A 19253-nucleotide genomic window follows, 5' to 3' on the forward strand; every position below is an offset into this window, starting at 1 on the left:
TCGCCCAATGAAAAAGGGCCGGAGTTGGTCTCCGGCCCTTTTTTCTTTTCGGTTTGAATTCAGCCTGCGGCGCGTTCATCTCCGTCAGGGCGGAACCCGATCTCGTCCGAAGCCGCAAACCGGCCTCCGCCGGCTTTCTCAATCTTGCCGTCGCGCAGCAGTTGCCCGAATGAGCGCAGGCTTTCCTCGCGATTAAAATCGTCCTGCTTGAGAGAACGGATCTTGTTCATCAGTTGCGGGCGCGAGAATTGTTCCTGGCCTTCGATGAACGACAGATAAGATGCCGCAGCTTCCAGCAGGTCCGGCAGAGATTGTGCGCCCTGTTCCTGCGCATAGTGCGCAAAGCCGCTTTCCTCGATCGGAAGACCCAGCGGTTTGGATTTTACACGGCGCGGAGAAATCGGCCCCATTTCATCCTCGTCTTTATTGTCGATGCGCTGTTCAGCAACCAGCTTGAGGGGAGCGGCAGGCTCTGCCTTGGGACGGGCAGTTGTAACATTGCTTTCGGGGCGGCGCGGGCTGATCTGCTGAGCCTGATTACGGTTCAGCGCATCTGCGCGATCAGCATTGGTTGCGGCCACTGCATTGCGCAGACGGGAATATGTCTCGCGCTGATTGGCGGTCGCGGGATCATCCATCTGTTTGACCGCCTTTTCCATCAGGCGAGAAACGTCCTCGTCCAGGTTCGGTTCCTCAGGCAGAGGCTCGGATGCACGGGCGGACAACACGGCTTCGACGCTGGCGATTTCGTCAAGCAGAGTTTCCTCGTCTTCTTCGGTCAAATAGCCGGCAACCTCTTCAGGTTCGTCTGCGTCCGCCGAAATGTCTTCTGTCAGGATATTGTCGATTTCGTCGCTCTCGGCTTCGTCCGTCTCGGCACTCAGATCCGAAAACAAAACCTCTTCTGCCTCGACAGTGGTCACGTCGTCGGCGATGGGTGCGACATCAATTTCTGGCACGGCGGGGGTCTCTTGGGCCGGGCCTTCGATCTCTGCCTCTTCCGCGGCGGGTGAGGGCATGTCCATCTGAGGTTCGGGCTCAATTTCCTGAGCCGCTTCAACCTCTGCATCGGCCGCGGGGGATTCGACCAGATCTGTGGGGGTCAGAGTTCCGGCCTGAAAGGCAGCCGATACGGCATCAGTTGGGCCGGTTTCGGATTTCATCAGGGGCGAATCTTCATCCTCGGCGTAGATCACCGAGTTTTCTTCGCTATGAGAGACTACCGCCCGGATCCGTTGCAGCTTTGCGGCGATACTATCAGCGGCGGGTTCGGGTCGACCCTCTACCGGCTCGGCCTCTGCGATGGGCGCGGACTGTGAGGGGGCAGGGGTATAGGCCGGAGCACTCGGGGTACTGGGCGGGGCCATGGGCGCGGTAGAAAGGGACGGCGAAGCGGCACGGTCTTGCGCCCGCAGAAGCAATCCGTTTTCGTTCTGGCTGGCTTCGACTTTACGCGTCGCATCTCGCTGAGCGATGCGGGTCAGCATTTCGGCGTCTGGTTGCGGGGGTTCGGACCCAAAATACCTGTCATCCGCTGCAAGGTCGCGGAAGTATTCGGCAATCGACTTCATCGTTTCAAAAGAATCGTCAAATCCTTCCAAAGTGCACGAGAAGGTTCCGTAGGAAACTGTCAAAACCTTGTTATTCTGTACCATCAGACGTACGTCCTCTACAAACTACACGAGCCATCAGCCCGGTCGTGGGCAGAGCTATTGGCTCAGAACTTTGTCCATGAACCTATCATTTTGTGGTCTCAATGTGTCAAAACCCGGAAAAAATGATCAATCTCATGAAAAAGACGCGAATTGTACGTTCGAAAGAGTCAATCACGCTAGTTGGAAGCGGTCAAATTGGCCCTGAAGATTTGGATTTGGCGTTGATTCGCACCAAGTTGGCCGTCGCCGCAGATGGTGGGGCGGCAAGTTTGTTGGAAATTGGGCGCATTCCAGACGCTGTTATCGGTGATTTTGATTCGCTTGATTCGGATCACAAAGATCAGATTCCGCTGGATCGACTGTTTCCAATTAGCGAACAAAACAGCACGGATTTCGACAAAGCCCTGCGCAGTGTCGAGGCGCCGTTGGTGATTGGGGTCGGTTTTCTCGGGGGGCGTCTGGATCACCAGTTAGCAGCACTAAACGTCTTGGTTCGCAGGCAAGATCAGCCCTGTATTCTGATTGGCGAAAGTGAGATTATCTTTCACGCACCCCCCCAAATCTCGGTTTCTATGGCACCTCGAGATGTCGTCTCATTGTTTCCATTACAGCGTGTATCAGGGCAAAGCCGCGGCCTTGAATGGCCAATCGACGGTTTGGTGATGGAGCCGAACGGCGCTGTCGGAACGTCCAACCGCGCATTGGGCTCGGTTGAATTGCGTATGGATGGGCCGGGCCTTTTGGTAATGTTTCCCAGGGCGATGCTGGATCAGGTCATGCAGGCGCTTCTGTCGGGGCCGTCCGGGCGCTGGCCCGCTCACGCAGAATGACATAGAGGCCGGCGGCGATGGTGATGCAGATGCCCAAAGCGGCGACACCGTCGGGCAGGTCGTGAAAGATCAGCCAGCCAAACACCGTGGCGACCGGGATTTCGAGATACTGCATCGGGGCCAATGTTGCAGAGGGTGCATATCGCAGCGACCAGGTCATGAACAGATGTGCGACCGTACCGAGAAGCCCGATTGCAAACAAAAGCCAGACATCGCCCAAATTCGGAGCAATCAGGGACAGCTCCCAGATTCCGGCGGGTGTTCCCACCAACAGTGCAGGCAGTAGGATGACAGAGGCAATGACGCCCGACACGGCCTGCAGCGCAATGGGATCTGTAGCTTTTGCAATTTGCCGGGTCACGAGCATGAACAGGGCAAACACCACCGCGACGACAAGTGGAAGCAAAGCCGCATATCCGACTTCGGCAAAGCTGGGTTGAATGACAAGCAATGTACCACCAAAGCCCACAAGGCACGCAATCAGGCGCCGCTTGCCGACTTCTTCCTTTAGTACCAGTTTGCCAAGAAGCAACATGATAAACGGCATAACAAAGGCGATGGCCACAGCGTCTGCCAGGGGCAAGTATTGCAGGGCACTAAACATCGCGGTGATACCGACGATGTGCAGCAGAGTTCTTATGACAGCGAGACGAAAAATGCGCCTCGGCATTTGCCAGGGCCTGCCGGTCCAGGCGACCAGCGGAACCAGCAACAGGGCCTGAAGTGTAAACCGGACAAAGACCAGCATCCCAAGTGGCATGGTTTCGCCCAGCAATTTGGCGACCGCGTCCCCCAGCGGTGCGAGCGCACAAAAGCCAAGCATCAGCACGATGCCAAAAACGGGACGATCCTGTGTCATGCAGCGACGCTAGCGCTTTGGCTGAACCGGGGAAAGCGAAAGCTAGGTTTCAGGCAAAGGCTGCATCTTGGTGTAGTCCGGGCCGATACAGATCGGTAGCCCGTCATCCATTTGCAACCAGTCCAGCTTTTCCTCATGCGCGACATGCAGTGTTGGCTGCAACTGGTTGGGGTCCTTCAGAAGGGCCACGTAGAGGTGCATTATGCCGGACATGGACGCAGACCGGAATGAGATCGGCGAGCCGCAATCAGGACAAAAGCTGCGTTCTACGCCGGGTGAGGATGCGAATGTCTTTGGTTCCTGGCCCGTCCATTTCAACTGTCCGTCGCGGACCCCGAAATAAGCTGTCATCGGGGCCGCGCATTGTCTGCGGCAACTGTCGCAGTGGCAGATCACACAGGACAGAACAGGCGGGTCCACCTGAAATGAAACTTTACCGCAAAGACAATGGCCATCCATCATGCTTCCCCGCTTTGTTTCAGCAATTCGGCACGTTCACCGCCAAACCGCCCAATGACGTTTCCTTGTATTTTTCATGCATGTCATGCCCTGTCTGACGCATGGTTTCGATGACGGCGTCCAGTGGTACGAAATGGTGACCATCTCCGCGCAGGGCCAAGGAGGCCGCTGATACCGCCTTGATCGCACCCAGCCCGTTGCGTTCGATACAGGGTACCTGAACCAGTCCGGCGACAGGATCACAGGTCATGCCCAGATGATGCTCGAGAGCGATCTCGGCGGCATTTTCCACCTGTTCCGGGGTGCCGCCCATAACCGCGCACAGCCCGGCTGCAGCCATGGCTGCGGCGCTGCCGACTTCAGCCTGACACCCGGCCTCGGCGCCCGAGATCGAGGCGTTGTATTTGACCAGCCCTCCAATAGCGGCCGCAGTCAGCATGAAATCTTCGATGTGGTTCTCTGAAGCACCGGGTACATGGTCCAGATAATAGCGCATTACCGCTGGAAGAACCCCGGCAGCACCATTGGTGGGGGCGGTTACCACCTGACCGCCAGCTGCGTTTTCTTCGTTTACGGCCATGGCGTAAACGCTCATCCAGTCGTTGATCGTGTGGGGCGCGTTCAGGTTCATGCCACGTTCGGCCATCAACGCGTCATAGATGCCTTTGGCGCGACGACGCACGTTCAAACCGCCTGGCAGAATGCCGTCGGTGGTCAGACCGCGCTCGATACAATCGTTCATGACCTGCCAGAGGCGCGCGGTGCCTTTGGCAAAACTGTCTGCACAGCCGCGCGCGATCTCGTTGGCGCGTTTCATCTCGGCGATGCTTTTGCCGCTGGTTTTGGCCATGTCCAACATCTCGACCGCCGATTTGAAAGGAAAGGGCACCGGTGCACCTTCATCTGTTGCCTTGCCCTGGGCCAGTTCTTCCTCGGTCAGAACAAAGCCGCCACCGATCGAGTAATAGACCTGCCGCAGGATCACGTCGCCCTGTGCGTCCGTGGCCATCAGGACCATACCGTTAGCATGGCCCGGCAGATTGTTTTCATAGTCGAAAACCAGATCGGCCTTGGGATCGAACTGCAGCGTGGGCAATCCTTCGGGGGTTACGCTGTGGGTCTCACTTATGCCAGCCAGTGCGGCCTCGGCCCGTTCGTGATCATATGTGTCGGGCACAAATCCGGCCAGGCCCAGGATCGTGGCGCGATCGGTTGCGTGGCCGACACCGGTAAAGGCCAGCGACCCGTGCAACGACCCGCGCAGCCCTGAAAATTCGAACGGAGAGGCGCGCATCATATCCAGAAACCGCGCGGCAGCAACCATTGGTCCCATCGTATGGGACGAGGACGGGCCAATGCCCACTTTGAACATATCGAAGACAGACAGAAACATATCAGGTAGCAAAGCCTTCCGGTGGGTTAGCATAGGTTGGTGAGGTAAAGGGTGTAACCCCTAAACCCTCGGCCGCGATTGCGGCGCGTGTTGCGGGGCGCGTCTCCAACTGCATTAGCATTCGCTGCAGATGCGGCGTGTCAGCGATCTGAAGCCAGCTGCGATCAGCCTTCGCAGGATAGAGCGCCATCCAGCGCATCTGACAGGCCAGATAATAGCTCAGGACCGATGGTATGTCCGGGCTCAGCCAGGAAGGCGCGCTTTTCGCAACATCGTCAAGAAGGCGCAAGTGCTGGCGCAAACGAGGGCGGATACCGGCGCGCAAAGGATTGACCTGCGCTGCGTCTATATATTTTTCGGCATAAAACAGAATACGCAGATCAGCGTGCAGCGTATTGGAGGCAAAGAACAGCCACTTCAGAAACGCGGCGCGGTTGCTGTCCATGGGGGTAGGGGCCAGCCGGCCATGCGTATCCGCCAGCCACAACAAGATAGCAGCGGTTTCGAAGATCGGCCCCTGTGGTGTTTCCAATACCGGGATCAGCCCATTGGGGTTCAGCGCGCGATATTCCGGGCTGTCCTGTGCGCTTTGGCGGCGGTCTACCAGAACGGTTTCATAGGGCAGGCACATCTCTTCCAGCGCCAGCCGGATGACCAGCGAAGCATTGTCCGGGGCATAGTGCAGGCGGTAAGGCGTGTTCATGCGAACTATGTATACCTCACGTATGTTTTCAACAGACCTGATTGCGACGTTTCCCATAGGAAACGCGTAGTTTCGCGACATGTTGGTCTACCGATCCGGACAATTCTCTCTCGCAGTTGTCGTAGGCATTCCGTATAAGTTCCGCAGCAAATTAGGGGGATGCTGAAATGGCCGGTGATCTGTCGCCCATCGACACTGCAAAATACGTCGCAGCACGCCGTGCGGCTGACATGGTGCAGAATGGGATGCGAGTCGGCCTGGGAACCGGATCGACCGCTGCATGGATGGTGCGTCGGCTGGGGGAACGGGTCAGAGAAGAAGGTCTGGCGATCAAGGGTGTTCCGACATCGACCCGGACGGCCCAACTGGCCCGTGAACTGGGCATTGAGGTTGTTTCCCTGGATCAGGCGGGATGGCTGGACATCACCATCGACGGTGCGGACGAATTCGACAGAGAGCTTAATCTGATCAAGGGCGGCGGCGGCGCGCACCTGCAGGAAAAGATCGTAGCCACGGCCAGCGACCAGATGGTGGTCATCGCCGATGCCGGCAAAGAGGTCGAGACTCTGGGTGCCTTCCCATTGCCGGTCGAGGTGATCCCCTTTGGCTGGCAGACCACTCGCACCCTGATCGAAGAGGTACTGGATACCATGGATGTTCTCGGTACCCGCTCGGCACTTCGCATGAACGGAGAAGCGCCGTTTGTCACGGATGAAGGCAATCACGTGCTGGACCTGCATTTGCAACGGATCGGAAACCCAAGGCAGATGGCGCTGGTGCTGAACCAGGTACCCGGCGTGGTCGAGAACGGGTTGTTCATCGACATTTGCGACAAGGTCGTGATCGGTTATGGAGATGGCCGGGTCGAACTGCGCGACATCAACGAGGGAACGGTGGAACTGGACGAGTTGTTTGATGGCGGCAAAGACAACCTGTTCACGGATTTGGCGGATTAAGGAATGAGCACCTCTCCGGTTGCTGAATACCGCGAAACCGAAGCAGATTTGGCTGCGCGAGCCAGGACGCTAAAACGCAACCTGATCAAGATCGGGATTGCGGCTGTGGTGGCGGCGTGGGGTTTTGTTTCCGCAGGGTGGACAGGTGGCACGCTTTTCACATTGGTGCTCGTTGTCCTTACTTCCGTCGTGTTGTTCATGAACTATCTAGTCTCACTCAATATGCCGTCGCCTGTGGCCCTAGTGGACTCTGGTGGATTGAAGCTACGCACGCGTAGAGGAATGATCCAAGACATTGTTTGGCCTGATGTACGCTACATTGATGCGTTGGACGAAACCGAGCAAAAACGACGCCCTATTTTTTTTGTTAGCTTCAACAAGTCAGATGGCGGGCATGAGTGTTTACCCCTTCCGTTGCAATCCATGCCGAAACCCATATCTGAGTGTTTCGTAGAGACGATTGAGCATTATCGACCAAATCTGTATGCGTCCTGGCAAGATCAACTGTCCCAGTGGTCCAGTCTGGGCCGTCATGAGTGACCGGGTACATCATTGATGATGGCTCGATAGCGTTGTCAGAAAACTGAAAGAGGCACTGTAAATGAGCTTTGACTATGATCTTTTCGTCATCGGAGGCGGCTCGGGCGGGGTCCGGGCGGCGCGTGTGGCGGCTGGCGAAAACGGGGCCAAAGTGGCACTGGCGGAAGAGGATCGCTATGGCGGGACCTGCGTGATCCGCGGATGTGTCCCTAAGAAGCTGATGGTATTTGCCAGCGAATTCTCTGGCATGGTCGAAGATGCGCAGGCCTATGGCTGGGACGTCAAACCCGGTGCATTTGACTGGGATTTCTTTCGCGGCAAACTCCATGTCGAGCTGGACCGGCTGGAAGGCATCTATCGCAACATCCTGAAAAACAACGGAGTCGAAAGCTTTGATCAGCGTGCACATGTGGTGGACGCACATACGGTTGAGCTGGCCGATGGCACCCGCATGACGGCCAAGCATATTCTGGTCGCCACAGGCGGACGCCCTGTTGTGCCCGAGTTTCCGGGCTCGGATCTGGCGATCACCTCGAACGAGATTTTCCATCTGGAAAAACTGCCCGAAAGCATCCTGATCGTTGGTGGCGGTTATATCGCCAGCGAGTTTGCAGGAATCATGAACGGCATGGGCGTGAAAACCACCCAGTTCTACCGCGGTGCGCAAATCCTTCGGGGTTTTGACGAAGAAGCGCGCGGTCTTATCAGCGAAGAGATGTGCCAGAACGGGATTGATCTGCATCTGGGCACCAATGTGCTTGAGATGGCCAAAGACGGTGACAAGATTCGCGTAAAGGCCACCAATGGCACTGAACAGCTGTTTGACGTGGTCATGTATGCCACGGGTCGCGCGCCCAATTCCGACAATCTGGGGCTTGAGGCGATCGGCGTTGAACGCGGCCGCAAGGGTGAGATCATCGTGGATGATTACAGCCAGACAGGCGTGCCCTCGATCTATGCGATTGGCGACGTGACGGATCGGGTAAACCTGACTCCGGTTGCGATCCGCGAGGGGATGGCTTTTGTCGAAACCGTATTCAAAGGCAACCCGACACCTGTGGATCACGACCTGATTCCAACTGCGATTTTCACGCAGCCGGAATTCGGCACGGTCGGGTTGAGTGAAGAAGACGCTGCAGCCCAAGAGCCGGTCGAGATCTATGCAACCTCGTTCAAGCCGATGCAAAAGGCATTCGCAGGTGGCACGCAGCGGGTTTTGATGAAACTGATCGTCTCTCAGGCCACGCGTAAGGTACTGGGCTGTCACATTGTGGCACCGGGCGCCGGCGAGATGATTCAACTGGCTGGCATTGCCGTCAAAATGGGTGCAACCAAGGAAGATTTCGACCGCACCGTTGCAGTTCATCCGGTCATGGCGGAAGAACTGGTAACAATGCGTCATCCTGTGCGTACGGCTTGATTTGCAACCGCGCGCACACAAGTTACAAGGGAACCCGTGATCACACGGTTCAACACAAGGGAATAGATAAAAATGGCGGGCAACAGCGGCGGCCCCTGGGGGGGCGGAGGCTCTTCTGGCGGCGGAGGAAATCGGGGTGACAACGGGGACGGGCGCAAGCCTCCCGAAAATGAAGGCCCGCAGATTCCCGAGATCGACGAGCTGATGAAAAAAGGCCAGGAACAGCTGCGCGTCCTGATGGGCGGCGGCGGTGGTCGTGGCACCAATGGTTCGGGCAGTGGCGGCGGTGGTGGTCCCATCTTTACCAAAGGGACCGTTGCCATTGGGTTGGTGGTGGGTGCAGTCCTTTGGGGGGCGGCCAGCTTTTATACGGTAAAGCCGGAAGAACAGTCAGTAGAGCTGTTTTTGGGTGAATTTTCAAACGTTGGAAATCCCGGTCTGAACTTTGCGCCTTGGCCATTTGTAACTGCCGAGGTCATTCCTGTGACCCGCGAGCAGAACGAAGACATGGGCGGAGCCCGTGGTAGCGATGATGGCTTGATGCTGACCGGCGACGAAAATGTTGTCGATATCGACTATCAGGTGGTCTGGAACATCAATGACCCGGCCAAGTATCTGTTCAATTTGCGCGACCCGCGCCAGACGATCCGCGCCGTGTCGGAATCGGCCATGCGCGAGATCATTGCACAAAGCGAGCTGGCACCGATCCTGAACCGAGATCGGGGTGTGATTGCTGATCGCTTGCAGGAATTGATTCAGTCGACGATGGACAGCTATGATTCCGGCGTGAACATTGTGCGTGTCAACTTTGACAAAGCCGACCCGCCACAGGACGTAATCGCGGCCTTCCGCGATGTTCAGGCCGCCGCACAAGAACGTGACCGTCTGCAGAACGTCGCCGACGCCTATGCCAATAAGGTACTGGCCGAAGCACGTGGTGAAGCCGCGCAAGTTGTGGAAGAGGCCGAAGGATATCGCGCCCAGCAGATCAACAGCGCACAAGGTGAAGCCAGCCGCTTTAGCGCGGTTCTGGAAGAATACTCCAAAGCGCCGGATGTAACGCGCAAACGTTTGTATCTGGAGCGGATGGAGCAGATTCTGGGTGATGTCGACAAGATCATACTGGACGAAAACTCGGCCGGTCAGGGACAGGGCATTGTGCCGTATCTGCCGCTGAACGAACTGCGCCGCAATCAATCCGGGGAGAGCAACTGATGCGTAAGTCACCCATTATCCTCATCCTTGTGGTGATCCTTGGCGTCGCTGGGCTGTCTTCGATCTTTATCGTTGATGAACGCGAGCGTGCGCTGGTTCTGCAATTCGGCCGTGTGGTCGCGGTGAAAGAAGATCCCGGTCTGGCGTTCAAAATTCCACTTATTCAGGAAGTTGTCCGTTATGACGACCGTATCCTGTCCATCGACGTTCAACCGCTTGAAGTGACGCCGTTGGATGATCGGCGTCTGGTCGTCGATGCCTTCGCCCGCTACCGGATTTCCGATCTGAACCAGTTCCGCCAGGCGGTTGGTGTCGGTGGTATCCCGGTTGCCGAGGATCGTCTGGACCGCATCTTGCGCGCTGAAACCCGCGAAGTTCTGGGTTCAGTTTCGTCTCGTGACATCCTGAGCTCGGACCGGGCTGCGCTGATGCTGCGTATCCGCAATAGTGCGATTGCCGAGGCACGTGCGCTGGGTGTGACCGTCATTGACGTGCGCCTGAAAGCGACCGATCTGCCGCAGGCCAACCTCGAAGCGACGTTTGACCGGATGAAGGCCGAGCGGGAGCGGGAAGCTACAGACGAACGTGCCCGTGGTAATGAGGCGGCACAGCGCGTACGTGCCCAGGCCGACAGGACCGTTGTCGAACTGGTGTCGGATGCGCGGCGTGAGGCTGAGATCATTCGCGGTGAGGCTGACGCCGAACGCAATGCGATCTTTGCCGAAGCTTACGGTGCGGACCCGGAATTCTTTGAATTCTATCGTTCGCTGACCGCCTATCAGAATGCATTGCAGGGCGGTAACAGCTCGATGGTATTGAGCCCGGATTCCGAGTTCTTCAACTATCTCAAATCACCCACCGGCCGGGGCCAATCGGTGGGGCAGGCGTCTGAATAATGGGTATGATCCTTCTGGCCTTTGGGCTGGTGTTGATTGTCGAGGGGCTGGCCTATGCGCTGGCCCCTTCGCTTATTGAACGTATGCTAGAGGCGCTGCGGTCGATGCCAGAGCAGGCACGTCGACTTGCAGGATTGTTATGTATGGTGGGAGGTCTCGTGTTGCTATGGGGTGCATATCAGGTCGGGTTTTGAACAACGGCTACACTTCATGGTGATTTCCCCGCGATCCTCAGTTGCGGGCAAGGACAAACCAGCTACATTGGATATCAAGAAGGGCCGCCGGCGGGCGATCCAGATAGTGTTGACGACAAGGAGTTCCCACGTGCAGTCACAAGCGCGCATTATATCCGTCCGGCGGGACGACATTGTTGGTTTCATGCGGTTGATGTGGCTGGCCTTTGCCGGGATGCTGCTTGTATTGGCGCAGTCAGTGGCCGCCCAGGCGCGGGGCGAAAGCCTGGCTCCGCTGGCCGATAAGATCAGCCCAGCGGTGGTCAACATCACCACTTCGACACTGATCGAGGGACAGACCGGCCCGCAGGGGATCGTTCCCGAAGGCTCTCCGTTCGAAGATTTCTTTCGCGAGTTTCAAGACCGTAACGGGGATGAAGATAACCGCCCCCGCCGCAGCAATTCGCTGGGCTCGGGGTTTGTGATATCCGAGGATGGTTTCATCGTTACTAACAACCACGTTATTGCCGAGGCTGATGAGATACTGGTCGAATTCTTCCCGGGCGACGGTCAACCGAAGAAAGAACTGCCTGCGAAAGTGATCGGTACAGATGAAAAAACCGATATCGCGCTTTTGAAGGTCGAAGCCACCGGGCCGCTGAAATATGTCAAGTTCGGCGATAGTGACATTGCGCGCGTTGGCGACTGGGTGATTGCGATGGGCAACCCGCTGGGGCAAGGGTTTTCGGTTTCGGCGGGGATCGTCTCGGCGCGGAACCGCGCGCTCAGCGGATCTTATGACGACTATATCCAGACCGATGCTGCGATTAACCGGGGGAACTCGGGCGGGCCGCTGTTCAATATGGATGGCGAGGTGATCGGCGTGAATACGGCGATCCTGTCGCCGAATGGCGGTTCGATCGGGATTGGCTTCTCGATGGCCTCGAATGTGGTGGTCAAGGTTGTCGACCAACTGCGCGAGTTCGGCGAGACCCGCCGCGGTTGGCTGGGTGTCCGCATTCAGGACGTGACCGAGGATATGGCCGAGGCGATGGGCCTGGACAAGCCGGGTGGCGCACTGATCAGCGATGTACCCGAGGGCCCGGCCAAAGAGGCAGGCCTGTTGGCGGGCGATGTGATCCTCAGCTTTGATGGTGTCGAGGTCGATGACACCCGTGGATTAGTACGTCAGGTTGGTGAGACAACGGTTGGCAAGTCGGTCCGTGTGGTGGTGCATCGGGATGGCAGCACGCAGACAGTGCTTGTGACTCTGGGCCGCCGCGAAGATGCCGAGCGGGCCGAAAGCGAAGAGGGTGAGGCAGAAGAAGCCCCGGTTGAGGAAAATGCCGATATTCTGGGGCTGACGATATCGCCCGTGACTGAAGCCCTGCGTGCTGATCTGGGGCTGGAGCCGGATACCGAGGGGCTGGTTGTGACCGAAGTGGACGAGGCGTCAGAAGCCTATGCCAAGGGTTTGCGCGCCGGTGATCTGATCACCGAGGCTGGCCAGCAGAAGGTCACTGCGATTTCTGATCTCGAGGACCGAATGGAAGAAGCCCGCACGGCCGGGCGGAAGTCACTGCTGCTTTTGGTGCGGCGCGGTGGAGATCCACGCTTTGTCGCGCTGAGCCTTGAAGAGTGATCTCTTAGGTTGAACAAACAGAAAGGCCAGGGGCACCTGCTCTGGCCTTTTTTCTGTGCTGAAAAAAGATGAGCCACACGCCGGGGAAGGCGTATGGCTCTGGTACAGGGAGAGGTCAGTGGACAGATATCGGGGATGATTCTCTGACCTCCTACGGTAACAGTTCCTAACGTAATCTTAATGCGATCCGTCGTATGTGAAGCAGGTCACAACAGGTCAAATGAGGTCGGAATCCGCCAGTTCCCGCAGCGCCTCAAAATCATGGATCATCAGGCCGCCCCGCGAAGCTTCGACAACCTTGTCGCGTTTCCAGGTTGAAATTGTCTTTGAGACAGCTTCGCGCGTGGCACCAACGAATTCGGCCAGCTCGCTTTGGGACAGGGTAATGCGAGTGGTTGGATCGTCTTGAAGGTTGGACAGATGCAGCAGTTTGCGCGCAAGCCGGATAGGCATCGGCAAAAAGACCTGTTCATTCAGTTGCGACCCCATCCACCGCATGCGCAAACCGGCCAGTCGGATCATATCCACCGCAAGGTCAGGATGTTGGCGGATCTGGTTCATGACATCGGACCTACGCACACGCAGCACCCGAGAGGCCTCGGCCGCGGCCACGGTTGCGGTGCGGGGGCCATTGTCGAACAAGCCGATTTCACCAAAGACCTCGCCAGGCTTCATCAATGTCAACGAGAGTTTTCGACCGCTCATCGCCAAGAAGGACACCTCTAGCGTGCCGGCAAGAATGGCATAGAGGGCATCCCCTTCATCCCCTTGTTCGAAAAGGATATCACCAGGTTCGAGAGAAATCTCTGTCGCCTGTGCTGAGAGCATTGATCTCAGCCGGTCTGAAGCTTCGGATAGAAAGCCACTATTTGGGAAAGCCGTCATTTGGTGTGGTGCTCCGGCGGGAAAAGGTGAGTGGTGACACAACTTTTCATAGCCCAAGCGTTTAGCCAAGGATTTTGTTAGGTTTTATGGCCTCCCGCGCTTCACGGAAAAGTCATCCGAAGGGCGGTTGAGGATTTAGCCGTCATTGATGATCGGGATCATCCATATAGCTTTGCAACAGGCTGAACTGCAGCATCAGGAACGCCATCAGGGCAATGGGAAATCCGAAGGTTTCAATCTTGACCCACAGGTCAGTCGACATCGTGCGCCACACGAATTCATTTGCGACGGCCAGAACAGCAAAACACGCACACAGACGACGGGTCAGGATCATCCAGCCTTCGTGTTTCATGGGCAGCATCTCGTCCAGAACATAGGCAAGATAGGATTTCTTTTGCAGCAGCCCGATCCCCAGGATCAGAGCAAACAGGCCATAAACAAGCGTGGTTTTCATCTTGAAGAACCGCTCGTCATTGAACCAGGCGGTCAGGCCGCCGAAGAAAATGACCATGAAAGCTGTAAATATCTGCATCCGGCTTAGCTTGCCGGTCAGGTACCACAAGATGCCCATTGCCCCCAGCATCAGCGGCACAAAAATGATCGTGGCAATGATAAAGCCGGAATACTCGATGCCGCCGATCATAAAGCTGTCATCGCGCAAGCGCAGGTAGATGAAGAAAAAGGCCAGCGGAGGACCCAGTTCCAGCACCTGTTTCAGAAATGGATTTATGTCGGTCTTGCCTGTCATGTCTTTTGTCCTGCTGCTTACCCGCCCATTTCAACTATTACGGCGCCGAGTGCAATCAATGCCATCAGCGCGATCCGCCTTGGGCCGACGGTTTCTTTCAGAACCAGCCAGCCGATCAGGGCGGCAAAGACGGTGGAGGTTTCCCGCAGAACGGCGGCTTCGCCGACCTTGTCCAACCGCGTGGCCAGCATGATGGCCCCGAAAGATAGGGGGGCGATGATCCCGCCGGCGATGCCGCGCAGCGCCAAGGGTCCCAAGGCCGGGCGATGGGCCATCACGCGCCAGCGAAAGAACGCATAGATCGGCATGGCGGCCCCGTCGATCATGAAAAACCAGGCCAGAAAGGTGAACGGATCGGCCGTCGCACGAATGCCATAGGCGTCATAGGTGGTATATAACGCCACAAACAGGCCGGTTGCGAGGGCCAAGGCTAGGGCGATCCCAAGCGTTTCGCGGTTGGTTTCAAGAAACCGCAAATTATAGGCCGCCAGCCCGAATATCCCGGCCAGCAAGACCGCGACACCAAACCATTGGGTGGCAGAGAAGGTCTCGCCAAACAAAAGATAGGCGCCGAAAACGGTGAACAGCGGCCCGGTGCCGCGCACGACGGGATAGACCACAGTGTAAGAGCCCTTGGTATAGGCCATTGCCTGCAGTATCTTGTAAGCGATGTGGATCAGCCAGACGGTGGCGAAGATTGGCCACATATAGGGTTCGGGCCAGGGCACTAAAAAAAACGCGAAAGGTGCAGCCAGAAGACAGTAGCTGGCGTCTATGGCCCCGCGAGACAGCCACGGGTCGTGACGGCCCTTTTGTAATGCTCCGAACACCGCGTGCAAGAAGGCGGCCATCAGCGCGAGCCCAAGGGCAAGGTCATGGCCCTTGGGCGTGCCTTCCAGAGAGATGAGCCAGTCGCTCAAGACATCGACCTTTCGCGGGTGGAGAGGGTGGGGAGCTGTCTGCCCCCCACACCCCCGAAGATATTTTTAGCCAGTTGAAGTTCGGATCAGCGTTGATCGAGGCCGGTTAGAGCAGCGGCGAATTCATCGGGATCGAAAGGGGCGAGATCGTCGATCTGTTCTCCGACGCCTATTGCGTGAATGGGCAGGCCGAACTTGTCGGCCAGTGCCACCAGCACGCCGCCTTTTGCGGTGCCGTCCAGCTTGGTCATCACCAGGCCGGAGACATCGGCCAGTTTCTGAAAGGTATCGACCTGACTGAGTGCATTCTGACCGGTGGTGGCGTCCAAAACCAAAAGGGTATTGTGCGGTGCGGTTTCGTCGACTTTGCGGATCACCCGGACGATCTTGGCCAATTCCTCCATCAGGTCGGCACGATTTTGCAGACGACCGGCGGTGTCGATCATCAACAGATCGGCGCCATCCTCTTGTGCGCGGGTCAACGCATCGAAGGCCAGGGAGGCGGGGTCCGAGCCTTCGGGGGCTGTCAGGACCGGAACGCCTGCGCGGTCGCCCCAGACCTGCAGCTGTTCAACGGCGGCTGCGCGGAAGGTGTCTCCAGCTGCGATCACTACGTTCTTGCCGGCCGCCCTGAACTGGCTGGCTAGTTTGCCGATCGTGGTGGTCTTGCCCGATCCGTTGACGCCAACGACCAGTACCACCTGTGGGCGTTTGGAATAGAGCGGCATGGGCTTTGCAACGGGTTCCATAACCCGGGCGACTTCCTGCGCCAGAAGCTGCTTGATCTCTTGTGTCGAAAGTTTGCGGCCATAACGGCCCTCGGCCATATTGGCGGTGACACGCAGCGCTGTGTCCACACCCATGTCGGATGCAATCAACAGCTCTTCAAGCTGTTCCAGCATGTCGTCATCCAGCGTGCGGCGAACTGTTGTCTCGGTCTCGGCGCGCCCGAAAAGCCGCCCGAGCATGGATTTGGACGGCGCAGACTCGGCTGTAGTGGACACCGGTTTGGCAACTGCCTGTTCCGGTGCCATGTCCGGTTGCGCGACTTCGGGTGCCGGTTCGGAATGCGGCGCTGGCGCTGGCGGGATTGGATCCGGTGCAGTTGTTTCCTCGCCCCCATCTTCAACGATGGCATCCAACCCTTGTTCAAGGCGGGATGAGGATTTGAACAGCTTGTCCTTGAGCTTTGAGAATAGCGCCATTTTTGGTCTCCGCAGGTGTTCCTCTCACCTAATGCGGAATTGCAGCAGTTGCAAAGGGTCAGAGGAAGGCGATCAGAAGACCGGCTTGCGCCCCCCAATACAATACCCAAACCAGATAGGAGGTGAAACGGCGGCTGGGATGGTCCACTGGCAGAAGAAACTTCTCAGTCGCCAGGATCAGGTCGGACGCGATAAAGGACAAAGCCGCAGGTAAAGCCCAACGCAGCGCGCCTGTTTCGGGCAGGGCCAGGACCGTGATGCCCATGCCCAGAATGATCGGAATATACCCGAGAACGGGCCATTTCAGGTCTCCGGCACGCGGCGGTAATAGGGTGACAACGACAATACCGAGGAGGATCAAAGACCAGAAATATCCGGGCTTCTCCAGAATAAGCGCGGCGTCGCTGGCCGGATGGGACAGGAACAGCCCGATATAGGCCAGATGACCAGTTGCAAAGGCACCGATCCCGGCCATGAAGGTGGCATCACTTTCCCGGGACAGAAGGGCGTCCCCCAGCGCACAGAATGCCAGCGCAAGGATCAACAGAAATGGAGCGCCACTTTGGGCGGCAATGACCGCCAGAACTGCGACGGATAGGGTCTTTAGGATTGACCGAACAGCGCCAGCGCCACGCGAGGTCAATGGCAGGTAAGCCAGAGCGCAAGCTGTCGCAATCAGAAAGAGGGCATTGGTCATAGAGTTATCTCCGCAGCATGTACCGAACACTTTCGCAGCGCATAACCGCAAAACTCAATCGGTGACGTGAAGGCACCCGGTTGGAATGAAAAGGGAATTGGCCTAGCGGCCTGCCATCTGACAGAATGAACCCATGCTGAAACGAATTGCGATTCTGTTGTCGTTGGCTGCCCCGGCGGTTTGTGCTGACACATCCCTGTCCGGCGCGGAATTTGACCGCTATACGCTGGGAAAAACCCTGTTCTATGGCTTTGAAGGCAGGATCTATGGGGTCGAGCGTTATCTGCCGGATCGCCGCGTGATTTGGTCTTTTCTGGATGGGAACTGCAAAGAAGGGCTCTGGTACGAGCAGGAAGGACAGATCTGTTTCGTCTATGAAGACCGACATGACCCGCAATGCTGGGTATTCACTGAAACTGGCGGCGGTCTGATCGCTCAGTTCGAGGGAAATCCTGAGATGACCGAACTATATGAGAACGAAGACACAGACGCCGAGATGGTCTGTTACGGTCCCGAAGTCGGTGTCTAGCCTGTGCAGGGGTCAGAACAACGACCCCTGATCCGGCGCATCCTTTTTCGGCGGCTTTTTCGAAGTTGACGGTGACGCGGTAGACGGGCCGGTCTTCAATTCGCCATCTGCAAATTCAATGTCAAAGGATTGGTGATTTGCCGCCTGTTTTCGGGTTGTCAGTACCTGTCCTTCGGCGCGTACGACCGCATATCCACGTTGCAGCGTTGCCTTGTAGCTGAGCGTTTCACGCAGCCGGTCTGCGGTTTCCAGGGATTGACGCATCCGGTCCAGACGCGCGGCTTGCGCTGTACTCAAGCGTTCGGCTAGGCGGTTGATGTTTTGCCGTTGGCTGTCGATTTCGCGCTGGATCGGCCGGACAGACAGGCGCGACGAAAGGCTGCGCAGTGTTTCCTGTCGGGTTCCGACCAGTGAGCGTAATGTGGACGGGCGCAGATGGGCGGACAGTTTCACAACTTGCAAACGGCGGTTTTGCACGCCGCGCTCAAGTGCTGGTGTCAGTCGGTCCGCAATTAAATCAAGGCGTTGTCGCGGGTTGTTCAACAAGCTATCCGGGCGTGGTAATGCGCGGGATAAATCCCGCAACCGTTGCGACCGTCTTTGCACAGCGTCCGTGGCTGCACGGGACAGGCGGGCGCCCTGCTCTCCGGTCCAGGCCAAAAGTTCCATGCGGACGGGCACCGCAAGCTCGGCTGCGGCTGTGGGGGTTGGGGCCCTGCGGTCCGACACAAAATCAATCAGGGTCGTGTCGGTCTCGTGCCCAACGGCCGAGATCACCGGGATCTCTGATGCCGCCGTAGCGCGGGCCACGATCTCTTCGTTGAACCCCCAGAGGTCCTCGATTGACCCGCCACCACGGGCGACGATGATCAGGTCCGGTCGTGGCAGCGCACCGCCAGGAGTCAGTTGGTTGAAACCAGTAATCGCGTTCGCCACCTCAGGCGCGCAATTCGAACCTTGCACGGCGACAGGCCAGATCAACACTTTGCGCGGAAACCGGTCACGCAACCGGTGCAGGATATCGCGGATCACCGCGCCCGAGGGTGAAGTCACCACGCCGATGATCTGAGGAAGATAGGGCAGAGGCTTTTTACGCTCGGGTGCGAACAGGCCCTCGGATTCCAACTGTTTCTTTCGCTTTTCAAGCAGGGCCATCAGGGCACCCTGTCCGGCCACCGAAACCTCATCCACGTTCAGATTGTATTTGGACTGCGCTCCAAAAGCGGTCAGACGGCCTGTGACGACCACTTCCAGACCTTCCTCGGGAACCACGGACAGGGCAGCAACCTGGCCTTTCCAAGTGGTGCAGGCCAGTACGTTCTTGTCGTCCTTGATGTCATAGTACAGATGACCAGATCTGGCTTTGAACACGCGACCGACTTCACCCCGAACACGGATTCGGCCGAAACTGCCTTCCAGCGTCCGCTTCACCTCGCCCGAGATGTCGGAAACAGTGTATTCAGGGGTATTTTGGCCGGGAATGGGGTCGTCAAGCAGGTCGGACATTTCAGCGCCTTGTGTCAAATGC

General features: G+C 57.4%; 20 protein-coding genes. 9 read left to right on the forward strand and 11 right to left on the reverse strand.

From position 1 onward, the window contains the following. Positions 1-59 precede the first annotated feature (59 nt). A complete protein-coding gene (locus AC2FJV_RS09070; protein ID WP_496713462.1) occupies positions 60-1655 on the reverse strand; it encodes a hypothetical protein in 1596 nt (531 codons plus the stop codon). Between the two features lie 134 nt (positions 1656-1789). On the opposite strand from AC2FJV_RS09070, the gene AC2FJV_RS09075 reads away from it, so the two are divergent. Further along, positions 1790-2485, forward strand: coding sequence for a thiamine diphosphokinase (locus tag AC2FJV_RS09075; RefSeq protein ID WP_281972311.1), 696 nt, complete (start codon positions 1790-1792; stop codon positions 2483-2485). On the opposite strand, the gene AC2FJV_RS09080 is transcribed toward AC2FJV_RS09075, so the two are convergent. The 4 genes from AC2FJV_RS09080 to AC2FJV_RS09095 are packed head-to-tail and all read right to left on the reverse strand — an operon-like array spanning position 2430 to position 5899. Beyond that, the gene (locus AC2FJV_RS09080) at positions 2430-3344 is read right to left on the reverse strand and encodes a DMT family transporter (RefSeq protein WP_496713464.1); all 915 of its coding nucleotides are present in this window, start codon (positions 3342-3344) and stop codon (positions 2430-2432) included. The genes AC2FJV_RS09075 and AC2FJV_RS09080 overlap by 56 nt on opposite strands. A gap of 42 nt (positions 3345-3386) precedes the next feature. Next, positions 3387-3806: a GFA family protein gene (locus AC2FJV_RS09085; RefSeq protein ID WP_496687492.1), complete on the reverse strand. Its 420-nt coding sequence runs from the start codon at positions 3804-3806 to the stop codon at positions 3387-3389. Positions 3807-3822: 16 nt separating this feature from the next. After that, positions 3823-5196 carry an L-serine ammonia-lyase gene (locus AC2FJV_RS09090; RefSeq protein ID WP_142634582.1) on the reverse strand — a complete coding sequence of 458 codons (1374 nt, stop codon included), beginning with the start codon at positions 5194-5196 and terminating at the stop codon, positions 3823-3825. A gap of 1 nt (position 5197) precedes the next feature. Beyond that, positions 5198-5899 (reverse strand): glutathione S-transferase family protein, encoded by a 702-nt coding sequence (locus AC2FJV_RS09095; RefSeq protein WP_496687495.1) that lies wholly within the window; start codon positions 5897-5899, stop codon positions 5198-5200. A 167-nt stretch (positions 5900-6066) separates the two neighbouring features. Between AC2FJV_RS09095 and rpiA the strand changes: the two genes are divergently transcribed. From rpiA to AC2FJV_RS09130, 7 genes are all read left to right on the forward strand, one after another. Further along, the gene (rpiA, locus tag AC2FJV_RS09100; protein WP_271946345.1) at positions 6067-6855 is read left to right on the forward strand and encodes a ribose-5-phosphate isomerase RpiA; all 789 of its coding nucleotides are present in this window, start codon (positions 6067-6069) and stop codon (positions 6853-6855) included. Positions 6856-6858: 3 nt separating this feature from the next. Then, positions 6859-7395, forward strand: a complete 537-nt coding sequence (locus AC2FJV_RS09105; protein ID WP_496693315.1) for a hypothetical protein — start codon at positions 6859-6861, stop codon at positions 7393-7395. Between the two features lie 61 nt (positions 7396-7456). Further along, positions 7457-8815, forward strand: a complete 1359-nt coding sequence (gor, locus tag AC2FJV_RS09110; protein WP_496687502.1) for a glutathione-disulfide reductase — start codon at positions 7457-7459, stop codon at positions 8813-8815. 72 nt (positions 8816-8887) lie between these two features. After that, a complete protein-coding gene (hflK, locus tag AC2FJV_RS09115; protein WP_142634572.1) occupies positions 8888-10030 on the forward strand; it encodes an FtsH protease activity modulator HflK in 1143 nt (380 codons plus the stop codon). Continuing rightward, a complete protein-coding gene (hflC, locus tag AC2FJV_RS09120) occupies positions 10030-10926 on the forward strand; it encodes a protease modulator HflC (RefSeq protein ID WP_496713466.1) in 897 nt (298 codons plus the stop codon). The genes hflK and hflC overlap by 1 nt, the downstream gene beginning before the upstream one ends. Continuing rightward, positions 10926-11120 carry a DUF2065 domain-containing protein gene (locus AC2FJV_RS09125; RefSeq protein ID WP_142634568.1) on the forward strand — a complete coding sequence of 65 codons (195 nt, stop codon included), beginning with the start codon at positions 10926-10928 and terminating at the stop codon, positions 11118-11120. The genes hflC and AC2FJV_RS09125 overlap by 1 nt, the downstream gene beginning before the upstream one ends. A gap of 184 nt (positions 11121-11304) precedes the next feature. After that, entirely contained in the window at positions 11305-12741 is a 1437-nt protein-coding gene (locus AC2FJV_RS09130) for a Do family serine endopeptidase (RefSeq protein ID WP_246097166.1), read from the forward strand. Positions 12742-12957: 216 nt separating this feature from the next. On the opposite strand, the gene AC2FJV_RS09135 is transcribed toward AC2FJV_RS09130, so the two are convergent. From AC2FJV_RS09135 to AC2FJV_RS09155, 5 genes are all read right to left on the reverse strand, one after another. After that, complete coding sequence (locus AC2FJV_RS09135) at positions 12958-13626, reverse strand: Crp/Fnr family transcriptional regulator (RefSeq protein ID WP_142634564.1); 669 nt, start codon at positions 13624-13626, stop codon at positions 12958-12960. A gap of 142 nt (positions 13627-13768) precedes the next feature. Beyond that, positions 13769-14374, reverse strand: a complete 606-nt coding sequence (locus AC2FJV_RS09140) for an inner membrane-spanning protein YciB (protein WP_142634562.1) — start codon at positions 14372-14374, stop codon at positions 13769-13771. Positions 14375-14391: 17 nt separating this feature from the next. Next, positions 14392-15294, reverse strand: coding sequence for an EamA family transporter (locus AC2FJV_RS09145; RefSeq protein ID WP_271946361.1), 903 nt, complete (start codon positions 15292-15294; stop codon positions 14392-14394). Between the two features lie 86 nt (positions 15295-15380). Continuing rightward, the gene (gene ftsY, locus AC2FJV_RS09150; protein WP_496713469.1) at positions 15381-16499 is read right to left on the reverse strand and encodes a signal recognition particle-docking protein FtsY; all 1119 of its coding nucleotides are present in this window, start codon (positions 16497-16499) and stop codon (positions 15381-15383) included. Positions 16500-16557: 58 nt separating this feature from the next. Next, positions 16558-17196, reverse strand: a complete 639-nt coding sequence (locus AC2FJV_RS09155; protein ID WP_281972305.1) for a lysoplasmalogenase family protein — start codon at positions 17194-17196, stop codon at positions 16558-16560. 133 nt (positions 17197-17329) lie between these two features. Here AC2FJV_RS09155 and AC2FJV_RS09160 point away from each other — a divergent pair, with 133 nt between their 5' ends. Further along, positions 17330-17725, forward strand: a complete 396-nt coding sequence (locus AC2FJV_RS09160; RefSeq protein ID WP_496687511.1) for a hypothetical protein — start codon at positions 17330-17332, stop codon at positions 17723-17725. 12 nt (positions 17726-17737) lie between these two features. Here AC2FJV_RS09160 and xseA read toward each other — a convergent pair whose 3' ends face one another. Then, positions 17738-19231 carry an exodeoxyribonuclease VII large subunit gene (gene xseA / locus AC2FJV_RS09165; RefSeq protein WP_496713471.1) on the reverse strand — a complete coding sequence of 498 codons (1494 nt, stop codon included), beginning with the start codon at positions 19229-19231 and terminating at the stop codon, positions 17738-17740. Positions 19232-19253 lie beyond the last annotated feature (22 nt).

Source organism: Ruegeria sp. CDSA241 (assembly GCF_059611265.1).

Bases quoted from the DNA above. Each gene is read 5' to 3' on its own strand.
- AC2FJV_RS09070 (WP_496713462.1), bottom strand. From the start codon at position 1,655: ATGGTACAGAATAACAAGGTTTTGACAGTTTCCTACGGAACCTTCTCG.
- AC2FJV_RS09075 (WP_281972311.1), top strand. From the start codon at position 1,790: ATGAAAAAGACGCGAATTGTACGTTCGAAAGAGTCAATCACGCTAGTT.
- AC2FJV_RS09080 (WP_496713464.1), bottom strand. From the start codon at position 3,344: ATGACACAGGATCGTCCCGTTTTTGGCATCGTGCTGATGCTTGGCTTT.
- AC2FJV_RS09085 (WP_496687492.1), bottom strand. From the start codon at position 3,806: ATGATGGATGGCCATTGTCTTTGCGGTAAAGTTTCATTTCAGGTGGAC.
- AC2FJV_RS09090 (WP_142634582.1), bottom strand. From the start codon at position 5,196: ATGTTTCTGTCTGTCTTCGATATGTTCAAAGTGGGCATTGGCCCGTCC.
- AC2FJV_RS09095 (WP_496687495.1), bottom strand. From the start codon at position 5,899: ATGAACACGCCTTACCGCCTGCACTATGCCCCGGACAATGCTTCGCTG.
- rpiA (WP_271946345.1), top strand. From the start codon at position 6,067: ATGGCCGGTGATCTGTCGCCCATCGACACTGCAAAATACGTCGCAGCA.
- AC2FJV_RS09105 (WP_496693315.1), top strand. From the start codon at position 6,859: ATGAGCACCTCTCCGGTTGCTGAATACCGCGAAACCGAAGCAGATTTG.
- gor (WP_496687502.1), top strand. From the start codon at position 7,457: ATGAGCTTTGACTATGATCTTTTCGTCATCGGAGGCGGCTCGGGCGGG.
- hflK (WP_142634572.1), top strand. From the start codon at position 8,888: ATGGCGGGCAACAGCGGCGGCCCCTGGGGGGGCGGAGGCTCTTCTGGC.
- hflC (WP_496713466.1), top strand. From the start codon at position 10,030: ATGCGTAAGTCACCCATTATCCTCATCCTTGTGGTGATCCTTGGCGTC.
- AC2FJV_RS09125 (WP_142634568.1), top strand. From the start codon at position 10,926: ATGGGTATGATCCTTCTGGCCTTTGGGCTGGTGTTGATTGTCGAGGGG.
- AC2FJV_RS09130 (WP_246097166.1), top strand. From the start codon at position 11,305: ATGCGGTTGATGTGGCTGGCCTTTGCCGGGATGCTGCTTGTATTGGCG.
- AC2FJV_RS09135 (WP_142634564.1), bottom strand. From the start codon at position 13,626: ATGACGGCTTTCCCAAATAGTGGCTTTCTATCCGAAGCTTCAGACCGG.
- AC2FJV_RS09140 (WP_142634562.1), bottom strand. From the start codon at position 14,374: ATGACAGGCAAGACCGACATAAATCCATTTCTGAAACAGGTGCTGGAA.
- ftsY (WP_496713469.1), bottom strand. From the start codon at position 16,499: ATGGCGCTATTCTCAAAGCTCAAGGACAAGCTGTTCAAATCCTCATCC.
- AC2FJV_RS09155 (WP_281972305.1), bottom strand. From the start codon at position 17,196: ATGACCAATGCCCTCTTTCTGATTGCGACAGCTTGCGCTCTGGCTTAC.
- AC2FJV_RS09160 (WP_496687511.1), top strand. From the start codon at position 17,330: ATGCTGAAACGAATTGCGATTCTGTTGTCGTTGGCTGCCCCGGCGGTT.
- xseA (WP_496713471.1), bottom strand. From the start codon at position 19,231: ATGTCCGACCTGCTTGACGACCCCATTCCCGGCCAAAATACCCCTGAA.